Annotated in this window: 26 protein-coding genes; all 26 read left to right on the top strand. The window is 40.6% G+C overall.

The features are described 5' to 3' along the window. Positions 1–63: 63 nt before the first annotated feature. The 26 genes from rpsS to HMPREF2701_RS05685 all read left to right on the top strand — a co-directional run bounded on the left by rpsS (position 64) and on the right by HMPREF2701_RS05685 (position 13603). On the top strand, positions 64–345 hold the full coding sequence (rpsS, locus tag HMPREF2701_RS05810) for a 30S ribosomal protein S19 (RefSeq protein WP_000533766.1): 282 nt from the start codon (positions 64–66) through the stop codon (positions 343–345). An 11-nt stretch (positions 346–356) separates the two neighbouring features. Beyond that, positions 357–701, top strand: coding sequence for a 50S ribosomal protein L22 (rplV, locus tag HMPREF2701_RS05805; protein ID WP_070482421.1), 345 nt, complete (start codon positions 357–359; stop codon positions 699–701). Between the two features lie 12 nt (positions 702–713). Beyond that, positions 714–1367, top strand: a complete 654-nt coding sequence (rpsC, locus tag HMPREF2701_RS05800) for a 30S ribosomal protein S3 (protein WP_000529936.1) — start codon at positions 714–716, stop codon at positions 1365–1367. 3 nt (positions 1368–1370) lie between these two features. Continuing rightward, positions 1371–1784, top strand: coding sequence for a 50S ribosomal protein L16 (gene rplP, locus HMPREF2701_RS05795; RefSeq protein ID WP_000960946.1), 414 nt, complete (start codon positions 1371–1373; stop codon positions 1782–1784). A 9-nt stretch (positions 1785–1793) separates the two neighbouring features. Further along, on the top strand, positions 1794–2000 hold the full coding sequence (gene rpmC, locus HMPREF2701_RS05790) for a 50S ribosomal protein L29 (RefSeq protein WP_000772918.1): 207 nt from the start codon (positions 1794–1796) through the stop codon (positions 1998–2000). Between the two features lie 24 nt (positions 2001–2024). Further along, a complete protein-coding gene (gene rpsQ / locus HMPREF2701_RS05785; RefSeq protein ID WP_000440801.1) occupies positions 2025–2285 on the top strand; it encodes a 30S ribosomal protein S17 in 261 nt (86 codons plus the stop codon). Between the two features lie 25 nt (positions 2286–2310). Then, on the top strand, positions 2311–2679 hold the full coding sequence (rplN, locus tag HMPREF2701_RS05780) for a 50S ribosomal protein L14 (protein WP_000616545.1): 369 nt from the start codon (positions 2311–2313) through the stop codon (positions 2677–2679). A 78-nt stretch (positions 2680–2757) separates the two neighbouring features. Further along, positions 2758–3063, top strand: a complete 306-nt coding sequence (gene rplX / locus HMPREF2701_RS05775; RefSeq protein ID WP_000497691.1) for a 50S ribosomal protein L24 — start codon at positions 2758–2760, stop codon at positions 3061–3063. A 23-nt stretch (positions 3064–3086) separates the two neighbouring features. Beyond that, positions 3087–3629: a 50S ribosomal protein L5 gene (rplE, locus tag HMPREF2701_RS05770; RefSeq protein ID WP_000013542.1), complete on the top strand. Its 543-nt coding sequence runs from the start codon at positions 3087–3089 to the stop codon at positions 3627–3629. Positions 3630–3646: 17 nt separating this feature from the next. Next, entirely contained in the window at positions 3647–3832 is a 186-nt protein-coding gene (locus HMPREF2701_RS05765) for a type Z 30S ribosomal protein S14 (protein ID WP_001085697.1), read from the top strand. A 284-nt stretch (positions 3833–4116) separates the two neighbouring features. After that, positions 4117–4515, top strand: coding sequence for a 30S ribosomal protein S8 (gene rpsH / locus HMPREF2701_RS05760; protein WP_000245504.1), 399 nt, complete (start codon positions 4117–4119; stop codon positions 4513–4515). Between the two features lie 188 nt (positions 4516–4703). Then, complete coding sequence (rplF, locus tag HMPREF2701_RS05755; protein ID WP_000086624.1) at positions 4704–5240, top strand: 50S ribosomal protein L6; 537 nt, start codon at positions 4704–4706, stop codon at positions 5238–5240. Positions 5241–5323: 83 nt separating this feature from the next. Continuing rightward, complete coding sequence (gene rplR, locus HMPREF2701_RS05750) at positions 5324–5680, top strand: 50S ribosomal protein L18 (RefSeq protein ID WP_000624044.1); 357 nt, start codon at positions 5324–5326, stop codon at positions 5678–5680. A gap of 17 nt (positions 5681–5697) precedes the next feature. Next, positions 5698–6192 carry a 30S ribosomal protein S5 gene (rpsE, locus tag HMPREF2701_RS05745; RefSeq protein ID WP_000874202.1) on the top strand — a complete coding sequence of 165 codons (495 nt, stop codon included), beginning with the start codon at positions 5698–5700 and terminating at the stop codon, positions 6190–6192. A 13-nt stretch (positions 6193–6205) separates the two neighbouring features. Continuing rightward, positions 6206–6388 (top strand): 50S ribosomal protein L30, encoded by a 183-nt coding sequence (gene rpmD, locus HMPREF2701_RS05740; RefSeq protein ID WP_000057241.1) that lies wholly within the window; start codon positions 6206–6208, stop codon positions 6386–6388. A gap of 144 nt (positions 6389–6532) precedes the next feature. After that, complete coding sequence (rplO, locus tag HMPREF2701_RS05735) at positions 6533–6973, top strand: 50S ribosomal protein L15 (protein WP_000766087.1); 441 nt, start codon at positions 6533–6535, stop codon at positions 6971–6973. Between the two features lie 12 nt (positions 6974–6985). Next, positions 6986–8296: a preprotein translocase subunit SecY gene (gene secY, locus HMPREF2701_RS05730; protein WP_061589619.1), complete on the top strand. Its 1311-nt coding sequence runs from the start codon at positions 6986–6988 to the stop codon at positions 8294–8296. A 154-nt stretch (positions 8297–8450) separates the two neighbouring features. After that, entirely contained in the window at positions 8451–9089 is a 639-nt protein-coding gene (locus tag HMPREF2701_RS05725) for an adenylate kinase (protein WP_001050436.1), read from the top strand. A gap of 116 nt (positions 9090–9205) precedes the next feature. Beyond that, on the top strand, positions 9206–9424 hold the full coding sequence (infA, locus tag HMPREF2701_RS05720) for a translation initiation factor IF-1 (RefSeq protein ID WP_001029883.1): 219 nt from the start codon (positions 9206–9208) through the stop codon (positions 9422–9424). Positions 9425–9448: 24 nt separating this feature from the next. Further along, complete coding sequence (gene rpmJ / locus HMPREF2701_RS05715; RefSeq protein ID WP_001808836.1) at positions 9449–9565, top strand: 50S ribosomal protein L36; 117 nt, start codon at positions 9449–9451, stop codon at positions 9563–9565. Between the two features lie 17 nt (positions 9566–9582). Next, positions 9583–9948 (top strand): 30S ribosomal protein S13, encoded by a 366-nt coding sequence (rpsM, locus tag HMPREF2701_RS05710; RefSeq protein WP_000090781.1) that lies wholly within the window; start codon positions 9583–9585, stop codon positions 9946–9948. A 17-nt stretch (positions 9949–9965) separates the two neighbouring features. Further along, the gene (gene rpsK, locus HMPREF2701_RS05705) at positions 9966–10349 is read left to right on the top strand and encodes a 30S ribosomal protein S11 (RefSeq protein WP_001118385.1); all 384 of its coding nucleotides are present in this window, start codon (positions 9966–9968) and stop codon (positions 10347–10349) included. 42 nt (positions 10350–10391) lie between these two features. Then, on the top strand, positions 10392–11327 hold the full coding sequence (locus HMPREF2701_RS05700; protein ID WP_000568988.1) for a DNA-directed RNA polymerase subunit alpha: 936 nt from the start codon (positions 10392–10394) through the stop codon (positions 11325–11327). 11 nt (positions 11328–11338) lie between these two features. Continuing rightward, complete coding sequence (gene rplQ / locus HMPREF2701_RS05695) at positions 11339–11725, top strand: 50S ribosomal protein L17 (protein ID WP_000331493.1); 387 nt, start codon at positions 11339–11341, stop codon at positions 11723–11725. Positions 11726–11989: 264 nt separating this feature from the next. Beyond that, entirely contained in the window at positions 11990–12256 is a 267-nt protein-coding gene (locus HMPREF2701_RS05690; RefSeq protein ID WP_000644130.1) for an ACT domain-containing protein, read from the top strand. A 9-nt stretch (positions 12257–12265) separates the two neighbouring features. After that, on the top strand, positions 12266–13603 hold the full coding sequence (locus HMPREF2701_RS05685) for a PFL family protein (protein WP_000354901.1): 1338 nt from the start codon (positions 12266–12268) through the stop codon (positions 13601–13603). The last annotated feature ends 14 nt before the right edge of the window (positions 13604–13617 follow it).

Genomic DNA, 13617 nt, shown 5'->3' with positions numbered 1-13617 from the left:
TCGGTAGCGCTCCATAGGAGCGCAAGCCGCTGTGGTACAACATTTAAAGGAGAAAATATAAAAATGGGACGCAGTCTTAAAAAAGGACCTTTCGTCGATGAGCATTTGATGAAAAAAGTTGAAGCTCAAGCTAACGACGAAAAGAAAAAAGTTATTAAAACTTGGTCACGTCGTTCAACGATCTTCCCAAGTTTCATTGGTTACACTATTGCAGTTTATGACGGACGTAAACACGTACCTGTTTACATCCAAGAAGACATGGTAGGTCACAAACTTGGTGAATTTGCACCAACTCGTACTTACAAAGGTCACGCTGCAGACGACAAGAAAACACGTAGAAAATAAGGAGAACATAAATGGCAGAAATTACTTCAGCTAAAGCAATGGCTCGTACAGTACGTGTTTCACCTCGTAAATCACGTCTTGTTCTTGATAACATCCGTGGTAAAAGCGTAGCCGATGCAATCGCAATCTTGACATTCACTCCAAACAAAGCCGCTGAAATCATCTTGAAAGTTTTGAACTCAGCTATAGCTAACGCTGAAAACAACTTTGGTTTGGATAAAGCTAACTTGGTAGTATCTGAAGCATTCGCAAACGAAGGACCAACTATGAAACGTTTCCGTCCACGTGCGAAAGGTTCAGCTTCACCAATCAACAAACGTACAGCTCACATCACTGTAGCTGTTGCAGAAAAATAAGGAGGTAAAATCGTGGGTCAAAAAGTACATCCAATTGGTATGCGTGTCGGCATCATCCGTGATTGGGATGCCAAATGGTATGCTGAAAAAGAATACGCGGATTACCTTCATGAAGATCTTGCAATCCGTAAATTCGTTCAAAAAGAACTTGCTGACGCAGCAGTTTCAACTATCGAAATCGAACGCGCAGTAAACAAAGTTAACGTTTCACTTCACACTGCTAAACCAGGTATGGTTATCGGTAAAGGTGGTGCTAACGTTGATGCACTCCGTGCGAAACTTAACAAATTGACTGGAAAACAAGTACACATCAACATCATCGAAATCAAACAACCTGATTTGGATGCTCACCTTGTAGGTGAAGGAATTGCTCGTCAATTGGAGCAACGTGTTGCTTTCCGTCGTGCACAAAAACAAGCAATCCAACGTGCAATGCGTGCTGGAGCTAAAGGAATCAAAACTCAAGTATCAGGTCGTTTGAACGGTGCAGATATCGCCCGTGCTGAAGGATACTCTGAAGGAACTGTTCCACTTCACACACTTCGTGCAGATATCGATTACGCTTGGGAAGAAGCAGATACTACATACGGTAAACTTGGTGTTAAAGTATGGATCTACCGTGGTGAAGTTCTTCCAGCTCGCAAAAACACTAAAGGAGGTAAATAACCAATGTTAGTACCTAAACGTGTTAAACACCGTCGTGAATTCCGTGGAAAAATGCGCGGTGAAGCAAAAGGTGGAAAAGAAGTAGCATTCGGTGAATACGGTCTTCAAGCTACAACTAGCCACTGGATCACTAACCGCCAAATCGAAGCTGCTCGTATCGCCATGACTCGTTACATGAAACGTGGTGGTAAAGTTTGGATTAAAATCTTCCCACACAAATCATACACTGCTAAAGCTATCGGTGTGCGTATGGGATCTGGTAAAGGGGCACCTGAAGGTTGGGTAGCACCAGTTAAACGTGGTAAAGTGATGTTCGAAATCGCTGGTGTATCTGAAGAGATTGCACGCGAAGCGCTTCGTCTAGCTAGCCACAAATTGCCAGTTAAATGTAAATTCGTAAAACGTGAAGCAGAATAAGGAGAAGGCATGAAACTTAATGAAGTAAAAGAATTTGTTAAAGAACTTCGTGGTCTTTCTCAAGAAGAACTCGCGAAGCGCGAAAACGAATTGAAAAAAGAATTGTTTGAACTTCGTTTCCAAGCTGCTACTGGTCAATTGGAACAAACAGCTCGCTTGAAAGAAGTTAAAAAACAAATCGCTCGTATCAAAACAGTTCAATCTGAAGCGAAATAATAGACTAGGGAAGGAGAAATTTCAATGGAACGCAATAATCGTAAAGTTCTTGTTGGACGTGTTGTATCTGACAAAATGGACAAGACAATCACAGTTGTAGTTGAAACAAAACGTAACCACCCAGTCTATGGTAAACGTATTAACTACTCTAAAAAATACAAAGCTCATGATGAAAACAATGTTGCCAAAGAAGGCGATATCGTACGTATCATGGAAACTCGTCCGCTTTCAGCTACAAAACGTTTCCGTCTTGTAGAAGTTGTTGAAGAAGCGGTCATCATCTAATCAAACCTGAAAGGAGAAAACTGAAATGATTCAAACAGAAACTCGTTTGAAAGTCGCAGACAACAGCGGTGCTCGCGAAATCTTGACTATCAAAGTTCTTGGTGGTTCAGGACGTAAATTTGCAAACATCGGTGATGTTATCGTGGCATCTGTAAAACAAGCTACTCCTGGTGGTGCGGTTAAAAAAGGTGACGTTGTTAAAGCAGTTATCGTTCGTACTAAATCAGGTGCTCGTCGTGCTGATGGTTCATACATCAAGTTTGACGAAAACGCAGCAGTTATCATCCGTGAAGACAAAACTCCTCGCGGAACACGTATCTTTGGCCCAGTTGCACGTGAATTGCGTGAAGGTGGCTTCATGAAGATCGTGTCACTTGCTCCAGAAGTACTTTAATTTTTAGAAACAAACTAGTCCCCTGGATTTACCTCCAGGGTGCCCTTATGGGCGTAAGAAAAATCAAGGAGAAACCTAATGTTTGTAAAAAAAGGCGACAAAGTTCGCGTAATCGCTGGTAAAGATAAGGGAACAGAAGCTGTTGTCCTTACTGCCCTTCCAAAAGTAAACAAAGTTATCGTTGAAGGTGTTAATATCGTTAAGAAACACCAACGTCCAACTAACGAGCTTCCTCAAGGTGGTATCATCGAGAAAGAAGCAGCTATCCACGTATCAAACGTTCAAGTTTTGGACAAAAATGGTGTAGCTGGTCGTGTTGGTTACAAATTTGTAGACGGTAAAAAAGTTCGCTACAACAAAAAATCAGGCGAAGTGCTTGATTAATCACGAAGGAAAGGAGAAGTATAATGGCAAATCGTTTAAAAGAAAAATATCTTAATGAAGTAGTTCCTGCTTTGACAGAACAATTCAACTACTCATCAGTGATGGCTGTGCCTAAAGTAGATAAGATCGTTTTGAACATGGGTGTTGGTGAAGCTGTATCAAACGCTAAAAGCCTTGAAAAAGCTGCTGAAGAATTGGCACTTATCTCAGGTCAAAAACCACTTATCACTAAAGCTAAAAAATCAATCGCCGGCTTCCGTCTTCGTGAAGGTGTTGCGATCGGTGCAAAAGTTACCCTTCGTGGTGAACGTATGTACGAATTCTTGGATAAATTGGTTTCAGTTTCACTTCCACGTGTACGTGACTTCCACGGTGTTCCAACAAAATCATTTGATGGACGCGGAAACTACACACTTGGTGTGAAAGAACAATTGATCTTCCCAGAAATCAACTTCGATGACGTTGACAAAACTCGTGGTCTTGACATCGTTATCGTAACTACTGCTAACACTGACGAAGAGTCACGTGCATTGCTTACAGGCCTTGGAATGCCTTTTGCAAAATAATATAGGAGGTAAATCTAATGGCTAAAAAATCAATGATTGCTAAGAACAAACGTCCAGCGAAGTTCTCTACTCAAGCTTATACTCGTTGTGAAAAATGTGGTCGTCCACATTCAGTTTACCGCAAATTTAAACTTTGCCGTGTTTGCTTCCGTGAATTAGCTTACAAAGGACAAATCCCTGGTGTAACAAAAGCATCTTGGTAATTTAAGATATCAAGGGCGTCAAAACTCTAAGTGAAAATAGGAAACTTGACGAAGAAACTGAAGTTTCTAGGAAAGTTTATCTTTTTCACACAGAGTTTAGCTCGGGTTCAGTTGGGCTTGCCAATTTGAACACGAGCTACAGCTTTGGCAAAAAAGACCAATTTTCTTTGGAGCTTCGCTCCTACATCAAATTGCCTATTTTTGCTCTTGCTGTTACGCTCTTTGTATCATGTATTAACTAGCAAGTGCAACTTGCAAACTACTAGTAAGAGGAGAAAAACAAAATGGTTATGACTGACCCAATCGCAGACTTCCTAACTCGTATTCGTAACGCTAACCAAGCTAAACACGAAGTACTTGAAGTACCTGCATCAAACATTAAAAAAGGGATTGCTGAAATCCTTAAACGCGAAGGTTTTGTAAAAAACGTTGAAATCATCGAAGATGACAAACAAGGCATCATCCGTGTTTTCCTTAAATACGGACCAAACGGTGAAAAAGTTATCACTAACTTGAAACGTGTTTCTAAACCAGGACTTCGTGTCTACAAAAAACGTGAAGACCTTCCAAAAGTTCTTAACGGACTTGGAATTGCTATCCTTTCAACTTCTGAAGGTTTGCTTACTGACAAAGAAGCACGCCAAAAGAATGTTGGTGGAGAAGTTATCGCTTACGTTTGGTAATATTTAGCTCTCAATTTCTTTGTGACTCTTCGTTATCGTCTCTTGCCTAACCTAAAGTTATGCCTGCGAGACGATGCCTAGATTCACTTTGAAATTGAAACCTAAATGTTCCTTTAAATCGAGAAATCGATTTAGCCCCCGTGAAAACTGGCCGTTCTGGCCTGACAATCTAACAGGAGAAAATAAACATGTCACGTATTGGTAATAAAGTTATCGTGTTGCCTGCTGGTGTTGAAATCACTAACAATGACAACGTTGTAACTGTAAAAGGACCTAAAGGAGAACTTACTCGTGAGTTCTCAAAAGATATTGAAATCCGTGTGGAAGGTACTGAAGTAACTCTTCACCGTCCAAACGATTCAAAAGAGATGAAAACTATCCACGGAACTACTCGTGCCCTTTTGAACAACATGGTTATTGGTGTATCAGAAGGATTCAAGAAAGAACTTGAAATGCGCGGGGTTGGTTACCGTGCACAACTTCAAGGATCTAAACTTGTTTTGGCTGTTGGTAAATCTCATCCAGACGAAGTTGAAGCTCCAGAAGGAATTACTTTTGAACTTCCAAACCCAACAACAATCGTTGTTAGCGGAATTTCAAAAGAAGTAGTTGGTCAAACAGCTGCTTACGTACGTAGCCTTCGTTCACCAGAACCATATAAAGGTAAAGGTATTCGTTACGTTGGTGAATTCGTTCGCCGTAAAGAAGGTAAAACAGGTAAATAATGTTGAGTGGTTGATTCTCAACCACCAACCTATTTTCCAACTTTGTGCATAGCACACGATTTAAAACTAAAGAGGTGAAAACTGTGATTTCAAAACCAGATAAAAACAAACTCCGCCAAAAACGCCACCGTCGCGTTCGCGGAAAACTCTCTGGAACTGCTGATCGCCCACGTTTGAACGTATTCCGTTCTAATACAGGCATCTACGCTCAAGTGATTGATGACGTAGCGGGTGTAACGCTCGCAAGTGCTTCAACTCTTGACAAAGAAGTTTCAAAAGGAACTAAAACTGAACAAGCCGTTGCTGTCGGTAAACTCGTTGCAGAACGTGCAAACGCTAAAGGTATTTCAGAAGTGGTGTTCGACCGCGGTGGATATCTATATCACGGACGTGTGAAAGCTTTGGCTGATGCAGCTCGTGAAAACGGATTGAAATTCTAATAGGAGGACACTAGAAAATGGCATTTAAAGACAATGCAGTTGAATTAGAAGAACGCGTAGTTGCTGTCAACCGTGTTACAAAAGTTGTTAAAGGTGGACGTCGTCTTCGTTTCGCAGCTCTTGTTGTTGTTGGTGACCACAACGGTCGCGTAGGATTTGGTACTGGTAAAGCTCAAGAAGTTCCAGAAGCAATCCGTAAAGCAGTAGATGATGCTAAGAAAAACTTGATCGAAGTTCCTATGGTTGGAACAACAATCCCACACGAAGTTCTTTCAGAATTCGGTGGAGCTAAAGTATTGTTGAAACCTGCTGTAGAAGGTTCTGGAGTTGCCGCTGGTGGTGCAGTTCGTGCCGTTGTGGAATTGGCAGGTGTGGCAGATATTACATCTAAATCACTTGGTTCTAACACTCCAATCAACATTGTTCGTGCAACTGTTGAAGGTTTGAAACAATTGAAACGCGCTGAAGAAGTTGCTGCCCTTCGTGGTATCTCAGTTTCTGATTTAGCATAAGAAAGGGGATAAAATGGCTCAAATTAAAATTACTTTGACTAAGTCTCCAATCGGACGCATTCCATCACAACGTAAAACTGTTGTAGCACTTGGACTTGGCAAATTAAACAGCTCTGTTATTAAAGAAGATAACGCTGCAATCCGTGGTATGATCACAGCAGTATCTCACTTGGTAACAGTTGAAGAAGTAAACTAATGAATTTTTAGGGGATGTGCACTATACCATCCCCTAAAACTAGATATAGTCATCTATGATGACGTCGTATAGGCGAGTTGATGGGGGAGACAACCTTTTCTCCCTTATCGGCGCTAGCATTTTACAAAAGAGGAGAAAATAAAAATGAAACTTCATGAATTGAAACCTGCAGAAGGTTCTCGTAAAGTACGTAACCGCGTTGGTCGTGGTACTTCATCAGGTAACGGTAAAACATCTGGTCGTGGTCAAAAAGGTCAAAAAGCTCGTAGCGGTGGCGGAGTTCGCCTTGGTTTTGAAGGTGGACAAACTCCATTGTTCCGTCGTCTTCCAAAACGTGGATTCACTAACATCAACGCTAAAGAATACGCAATTGTGAACCTTGACCAATTGAACGTCTTTGAAGATGGTGCTGAAGTTACTCCAGTTGTTCTTATCGAAGCAGGAATTGTTAAAGCTGAAAAATCAGGTATTAAAATTCTTGGTAACGGTGAGTTGACTAAGAAATTGACTGTGAAAGCAGCTAAATTCTCTAAATCAGCTGAAGAAGCTATCACTGCTAAAGGTGGTTCAGTAGAAGTCATCTAAGAGAGGTGACCTATGTTTTTTAAATTATTAAGAGAAGCTCTTAAAGTCAAGCAGGTTCGATCAAAAATTTTATTTACAATTTTTATCGTTTTGGTCTTTCGTATCGGAACTAGCATTACAGTTCCCGGTGTGAATGCCAATAGCTTGAATGCTTTAAGTGGATTATCCTTCTTAAACATGTTGAGCTTGGTGTCAGGGAATGCCATGAAAAACTTCTCAGTTTTTGCTCTTGGTGTTAGTCCCTACATTACGGCCTCTATCGTTGTCCAACTCTTGCAAATGGATATTTTACCCAAGTTTGTAGAGTGGGGTAAACAAGGGGAAGTAGGTCGAAGAAAATTAAATCAAGCTACTCGTTATATTGCTCTTGTTCTAGCCTTTGTGCAATCTATCGGGATTACAGCTGGTTTTAATACTTTGGCTGGAGCTCAATTGTTGAAAACAGCTCTTACTCCACAAGTCTTTATCATGATTGGTATCATCTTAACAGCTGGTAGCATGATTGTGACTTGGTTGGGAGAGCAAATTACAGATAAGGGATACGGAAATGGTGTTTCTATGATTATCTTTGCCGGGATTGTTGCCTCAATTCCAGAGATGATTCAGGGCATCTATGTGGACTACTTTGTGAACGTCCCAAGTAGCCGTATCAACTCATCTATCATTTTCGTAATCATTTTGATTATTACTGTTTTGTTGATCATTTACTTTACAACTTATGTTCAACAAGCAGAATACAAAATTCCAATCCAATATACTAAGGTTGCACAAGGTGCTCCATCTAGCTCTTACCTTCCTTTGAAGGTAAACCCTGCTGGAGTTATCCCTGTTATCTTTGCAAGTTCGATTACTGCAGCGCCAGCGGCTATTCTTCAGTTTTTGAGCGCTACAGGTCATGATTGGGCTTGGGTAAGAACAGCACAAGAAATGCTGGCAACAACTTCACCAACTGGTATTGCCATGTATGCTTTGTTGATTATTCTCTTTACATTCTTCTATACGTTTGTACAGATTAATCCTGAAAAAGCGGCAGAGAACCTACAAAAGAGCGGTGCCTATATCCACGGAGTCCGTCCTGGTAAAGGTACAGAAGAATATATGTCTAAACTTCTTCGTCGTCTTGCAACTGTTGGTTCCCTCTTCCTTGGTGTGATTTCCATATTACCGATTGTGGCAAAAGATATCTTTGGACTTTCAGAAGCAGTTGCTTTTGGAGGTACTAGTCTTTTGATCATTATCTCTACAGGTATTGAAGGAATCAAGCAATTAGAAGGTTACTTACTGAAACGTAAGTATGTTGGTTTCATGGATAGAACAGAATAAAATAGAAGTATTTACTTGAATAGTAAATGCTGAGGGAGTGGAGGTTTAACTCTAACATTTGTAAGAGTTTGGTCTCCCCTCTTCTATTTTGTTTTTAAATAGGAGTGAAAAGACTTTTTGCTTCTATTTAAAAATAAAATAAGGAGATCAAATCATGAATCTTTTGATTATGGGCTTACCTGGTGCAGGTAAGGGAACTCAAGCAGCAAAAATCGTAGAACAATTCCATGTTGCACATATCTCAACAGGTGATATGTTCCGTGCTGCTATGGCAAATCAAACTGAAATGGGTGTTCTTGCCAAGTCATACATTGACAAGGGTGAATTGGTTCCTGACGAAGTTACAAATGGGATCGTAAAAGAACGTCTTTCACAAGATGATATTAAAGAAACAGGATTCTTGTTGGATGGTTACCCACGTACAATCGAACAAGCTCATGCCTTGGACAAAACATTGGCTGAACTTGGCATTGAACTAGAAGGTGTCATCAACATTGAAGTGAACCCTGACAGCCTCTTGGAACGTTTGAGTGGCCGTATCATCCACCGAGTAACTGGAGAAACTTTCCACAAGGTCTTTAACCCACCAGTTGACTATAAAGAAGAAGATTACTACCAACGTGAAGATGATAAGCCTGAGACAGTAAAACGTCGTTTGGATGTGAATATTGCTCAAGGGGAACCAATCATTGCTCACTACCGTGCCAAAGGTTTGGTTCATGACATCGAAGGTAATCAAGATATCAATGATGTCTTCTCAGATATCGAAAAAGTATTGACAAATTTGAAATAAAGCGTTTTTCACACTTGCAAAAATCCGCTACAAATGTTATACTGAGATAGTCTGACTTATAATTGTTGTCTCTGTGTCTAGAGGCATCGAATCGAAATTTATGGAGGTGCTTTTGCGTGGCAAAAGACGATGTGATTGAAGTTGAAGGCAAAGTAGTTGATACAATGCCGAATGCAATGTTTACGGTTGAACTTGAAAATGGACATCAGATTTTAGCAACAGTTTCTGGTAAAATTCGTAAAAACTATATTCGTATTTTAGCGGGAGATCGTGTTACTGTCGAAATGAGTCCATATGACTTGACACGTGGACGTATCACTTACCGCTTTAAATAATCGAAAAACTTGGAGGGATAAGAAATGAAAGTAAGACCATCGGTCAAACCAATTTGCGAATACTGTAAAGTTATTCGTCGTAATGGTCGTGTTATGGTAATTTGCCCAGCAAATCCAAAACACAAACAACGTCAAGGATAAGATAGAAAGGAGAAAACATGGCTCGTATTGCTGGAGTTGACATTCCAAATGACAAACGCGTAGTAATCTCATTGACTTATGTTTATGGTATCGGACTTGCAACATCTAAGAAAATTTTGGCTGCTGCTGGAATCTCAGAAGATGTTCGTGTACGTGATCTTACATCAGATCAAGAAGATGCTATCCGTCGTGAAGTGGATGCAATCAAAGTTGAAGGTGACCTTCGTCGTGAAGTAAACTTGAACATCAAACGTTTGATGGAAATCGGTTCATACCGTGGTATCCGTCACCGTCGTGGACTTCCTGTCCGTGGACAAAACACTAAAAACAACGCTCGCACTCGTAAAGGTAAAGCTGTTGCGATTGCTGGTAAGAAAAAATAATATAGGAGGTAAAAGTCTTGGCTAAACCAACACGTAAACGTCGTGTGAAAAAGAATATCGAATCTGGTATTGCTCATATTCACGCTACATTTAATAACACTATTGTTATGATTACTGATGTGCATGGTAATGCAATTGCTTGGTCATCAGCTGGTGCTCTTGGTTTCAAAGGTTCTCGTAAATCTACACCATTCGCTGCTCAAATGGCTTCTGAAGCTGCTGCTAAATCTGCACAAGAACACGGTCTTAAATCAGTTGAAGTTACTGTAAAAGGTCCAGGTTCTGGTCGTGAGTCAGCTATTCGTGCGCTTGCTGCCGCTGGTCTTGAAGTAACAGCAATTCGTGATGTGACTCCAGTGCCACACAATGGTGCTCGTCCTCCAAAACGTCGCCGTGTATAATCATCGCATTACACTGCTTTTCGTTTAAGAGGGAGTAACTAAATGATCGAGTTTGAAAAACCAAATATAACAAAAATTGATGAAAATAAAGATTATGGCAAGTTTGTAATCGAACCACTTGAACGTGGCTACGGTACAACTCTTGGTAACTCTCTTCGTCGTGTACTTCTAGCTTCTCTACCAGGAGCAGCTGTGACATCTATCAATATTGATGGTGTGTTACATGAGTTTGACACAGTTCCAGGTGTTCGTGAAGACGTGATGCAAATCATTCTGAACATTAAAGGAATTGCAGTGAAATCGTACGTTGAAGACGAAAAAATCATCGAACTAGATGTTGAAGGTCCTGCTGAAGTAACAGCCGGTGACATTTTGACAGATAGCGATATTGAAATTGTAAATCCAGATCATTATCTCTTTACAATCGGTGAAGGTTCTTCGCTAAAAGCGACTATGACTGTTAACAGTGGTCGTGGATATGTACCTGCTGATGAAAATAAAAAAGATAATGCACCAGTTGGGACACTTGCTGTAGATTCTATTTATACACCAGTTACCAAAGTCAACTATCAAGTGGAACCTGCTCGTGTAGGTAGCAACGATGGTTTTGACAAATTAACCCTTGAAATCTTGACAAATGGAACAATTATTCCAGAAGATGCTTTAGGGCTTTCAGCACGTATTTTGACAGAACATCTTGATTTGTTTACAAATCTTACTGAGATTGCTAAGTCAACTGAAGTGATGAAAGAAGCTGATACTGAATCTGACGATCGTATTTTGGATCGTACGATTGAGGAACTGGACTTGTCTGTGCGTTCATACAACTGTTTGAAACGTGCCGGTATCAATACTGTGCATGATTTGACAGAAAAATCTGAAGCAGAGATGATGAAAGTACGAAATCTTGGACGCAAGAGTTTGGAAGAAGTGAAACTCAAACTCATTGATTTGGGTCTTGGATTAAAAGATAAATAAAGGAGGAATACATGGCTTACCGTAAACTAGGACGCACTAGCTCACAACGTAAAGCAATGCTTCGCGATTTGACAACTGACCTTTTGATCAACGAATCAATCGTGACAACTGAAGCTCGTGCTAAAGAAATCCGTAAAACTGTTGAAAAAATGATTACTCTAGGTAAACGTGGTGATTTGCATGCACGTCGTCAAGCAGCTGCTTTCGTACGTAATGAAATCGCATCTGAAAACTATGATGAAGCAACTGATAAGTACACTTCTACTACAGCACTTCAAAAATTGTTCTCAGAAATCGCACCTCGTTATGCTGAACGTAACGGTGGATACACTCGTATCCTTAAAACTGAACCACGTCGTGGTGATGCAGCGCCAATGGCGATCATCGAATTAGTATAAAATCATCAATTTTGTTGAGTGTTATGATGATGGAGTCTTGTGCTCTTAGTCTAGCTCTGGTCTACCGCTAGGATTTCGGTCCTAGCGGGAACACTCATCATAAGTTGGGATAGTAGACGCTTGTTTACGAAATTGTTTTTTTCTTAAGAACAACTTCGTAAGCAGGCGTTTTTGAGTATTTTAGTTAGAATTATGCTATACTATTTGAAAAGAATCCTGTTTAATGTTCAGGTTTCTTATTATAAGAAGAATTGGAGTTTGCTTATGAAAGCGATTATAACTGTTGTTGGTAAAGATAAATCTGGAATTGTTGCAGGTGTTTCTGGAAAAATTGCAGAATTGGGTTTGAATATAGACGATATCTCTCAAACTGTCTTGGATGAATATTTCACGATGATGGCTGTCGTCTCTAGTGATAAAAAGCAAGATTTTACCTATCTTCGTAATGAATTTGAAGCTTTTGGGCAAACTTTGAATGTGAAAATCAATATTCAGAGTGCAGCGATTTTCGAAGCTATGTATAATATCTAGGAGGTTATCATGGATATTAGACAAGTTACTGAAACCATTGCCATGATTGAGGAGCAAAACTTCGATATCAGAACTATTACCATGGGGATTTCTCTATTAGACTGTATCGATCCAGATATCAATCGTGCTGCGGAGAAAATTTATCAAAAGATTACGACCAAGGCGGCTAATTTAGTGGCTGTTGGCGATGAAATTGCAGCTGAGTTGGGAATTCCTATCGTTAATAAGCGTGTATCGGTGACTCCTATTTCTCTGATTGGAGCAGCGACAGATGCGACGGACTATGTAGTTTTAGCAAAAGCGCTTGATAAGGCTGCGAAAGAGATTGGTGTGGACTTTATTGGTGGTTTCTCTGCCTTGGTACAAAAAGGGTATCAAAAGGGAGATGAGATTCTAATCAATTCTATTCCTCGTGCTTTGGCTGAAACGGATAAGGTTTGCTCGTCAGTTAATATTGGCTCAACCAAGTCTGGTATTAATATGACGGCTGTAGCAGATATGGGACGAGTTATTAAGGAAACGGCTAATCTATCAGATATGGGGGCAGCTAAGTTGGTTGTATTCGCTAATGCTGTTGAGGACAATCCATTTATGGCGGGTGCTTTTCATGGTGTTGGGGAGGCAGATGTTATCATCAATGTCGGAGTTTCTGGTCCTGGTGTGGTGAAACGTGCCTTGGAAAAAGTTCGTGGACAGAGCTTTGATGTAGTAGCCGAAACAGTTAAGAAAACTGCCTTTAAAATCACTCGTATCGGTCAATTGGTTGGTCAGATGGCTAGTGAAAGACTGGGTGTGGAGTTTGGTATTGTGGACTTGAGTTTGGCGCCAACTCCTGCGGTTGGAGATTCTGTAGCACGTGTCCTAGAAGAAATGGGACTAGAGACAGTTGGTACGCATGGAACGACGGCTGCCTTGGCTCTCTTGAACGATCAAGTTAAGAAGGGCGGAGTTATGGCCTGCAACCAAGTTGGTGGTTTGTCTGGTGCCTTTATCCCTGTTTCAGAGGATGAAGGAATGATTGCTGCAGTGCAAAATGGCTCTCTTAATTTGGAAAAACTAGAAGCTATGACGGCTATCTGTTCCGTTGGTTTGGATATGATTGCCATTCCAGAGGATACACCTGCTGAAACCATTGCGGCTATGATTGCGGATGAGGCTGCAATTGGTGTCATTAACATGAAAACAACAGCTGTTCGTATCATTCCAAAAGGAAAAGAAGGCGATATGATTGAGTTTGGTGGTCTATTAGGAACTGCACCTGTTATGAAGGTCAATGGGGCTTCGTCTGTTGATTTCATCTCTCGTGGAGGACAAATCCCAGCACCAATTCATAGTTTTAAAAATTAAGAAAATAGGAGAAA

This window comes from Streptococcus sp. HMSC077D04 (assembly GCF_001808785.1).
GTDB classification, from domain to species: Bacteria; Bacillota; Bacilli; order Lactobacillales; family Streptococcaceae; genus Streptococcus; species Streptococcus mitis_BX.
The sequence above is the reverse complement of the archived record's forward strand: the minus strand, read 5'-3'. Positions and strand labels throughout refer to the sequence as shown.

Coding starts and splice junctions, on each gene's coding strand:
- rpsS (WP_000533766.1), top strand. CDS start 64: ATGGGACGCAGTCTTAAAAAAGGACCTTTCGTCGATGAGCATTTGATG.
- rplV (WP_070482421.1), top strand. CDS start 357: ATGGCAGAAATTACTTCAGCTAAAGCAATGGCTCGTACAGTACGTGTT.
- rplP (WP_000960946.1), top strand. CDS start 1,371: ATGTTAGTACCTAAACGTGTTAAACACCGTCGTGAATTCCGTGGAAAA.
- rpmC (WP_000772918.1), top strand. CDS start 1,794: ATGAAACTTAATGAAGTAAAAGAATTTGTTAAAGAACTTCGTGGTCTT.
- rpsQ (WP_000440801.1), top strand. CDS start 2,025: ATGGAACGCAATAATCGTAAAGTTCTTGTTGGACGTGTTGTATCTGAC.
- rplN (WP_000616545.1), top strand. CDS start 2,311: ATGATTCAAACAGAAACTCGTTTGAAAGTCGCAGACAACAGCGGTGCT.
- rplX (WP_000497691.1), top strand. CDS start 2,758: ATGTTTGTAAAAAAAGGCGACAAAGTTCGCGTAATCGCTGGTAAAGAT.
- rplE (WP_000013542.1), top strand. CDS start 3,087: ATGGCAAATCGTTTAAAAGAAAAATATCTTAATGAAGTAGTTCCTGCT.
- HMPREF2701_RS05765 (WP_001085697.1), top strand. CDS start 3,647: ATGGCTAAAAAATCAATGATTGCTAAGAACAAACGTCCAGCGAAGTTC.
- rpsH (WP_000245504.1), top strand. CDS start 4,117: ATGGTTATGACTGACCCAATCGCAGACTTCCTAACTCGTATTCGTAAC.
- rplF (WP_000086624.1), top strand. CDS start 4,704: ATGTCACGTATTGGTAATAAAGTTATCGTGTTGCCTGCTGGTGTTGAA.
- rpsE (WP_000874202.1), top strand. CDS start 5,698: ATGGCATTTAAAGACAATGCAGTTGAATTAGAAGAACGCGTAGTTGCT.
- rpmD (WP_000057241.1), top strand. CDS start 6,206: ATGGCTCAAATTAAAATTACTTTGACTAAGTCTCCAATCGGACGCATT.
- rplO (WP_000766087.1), top strand. CDS start 6,533: ATGAAACTTCATGAATTGAAACCTGCAGAAGGTTCTCGTAAAGTACGT.
- secY (WP_061589619.1), top strand. CDS start 6,986: ATGTTTTTTAAATTATTAAGAGAAGCTCTTAAAGTCAAGCAGGTTCGA.
- HMPREF2701_RS05725 (WP_001050436.1), top strand. CDS start 8,451: ATGAATCTTTTGATTATGGGCTTACCTGGTGCAGGTAAGGGAACTCAA.
- rpmJ (WP_001808836.1), top strand. CDS start 9,449: ATGAAAGTAAGACCATCGGTCAAACCAATTTGCGAATACTGTAAAGTT.
- rpsM (WP_000090781.1), top strand. CDS start 9,583: ATGGCTCGTATTGCTGGAGTTGACATTCCAAATGACAAACGCGTAGTA.
- HMPREF2701_RS05700 (WP_000568988.1), top strand. CDS start 10,392: ATGATCGAGTTTGAAAAACCAAATATAACAAAAATTGATGAAAATAAA.
- rplQ (WP_000331493.1), top strand. CDS start 11,339: ATGGCTTACCGTAAACTAGGACGCACTAGCTCACAACGTAAAGCAATG.
- HMPREF2701_RS05690 (WP_000644130.1), top strand. CDS start 11,990: ATGAAAGCGATTATAACTGTTGTTGGTAAAGATAAATCTGGAATTGTT.
- HMPREF2701_RS05685 (WP_000354901.1), top strand. CDS start 12,266: ATGGATATTAGACAAGTTACTGAAACCATTGCCATGATTGAGGAGCAA.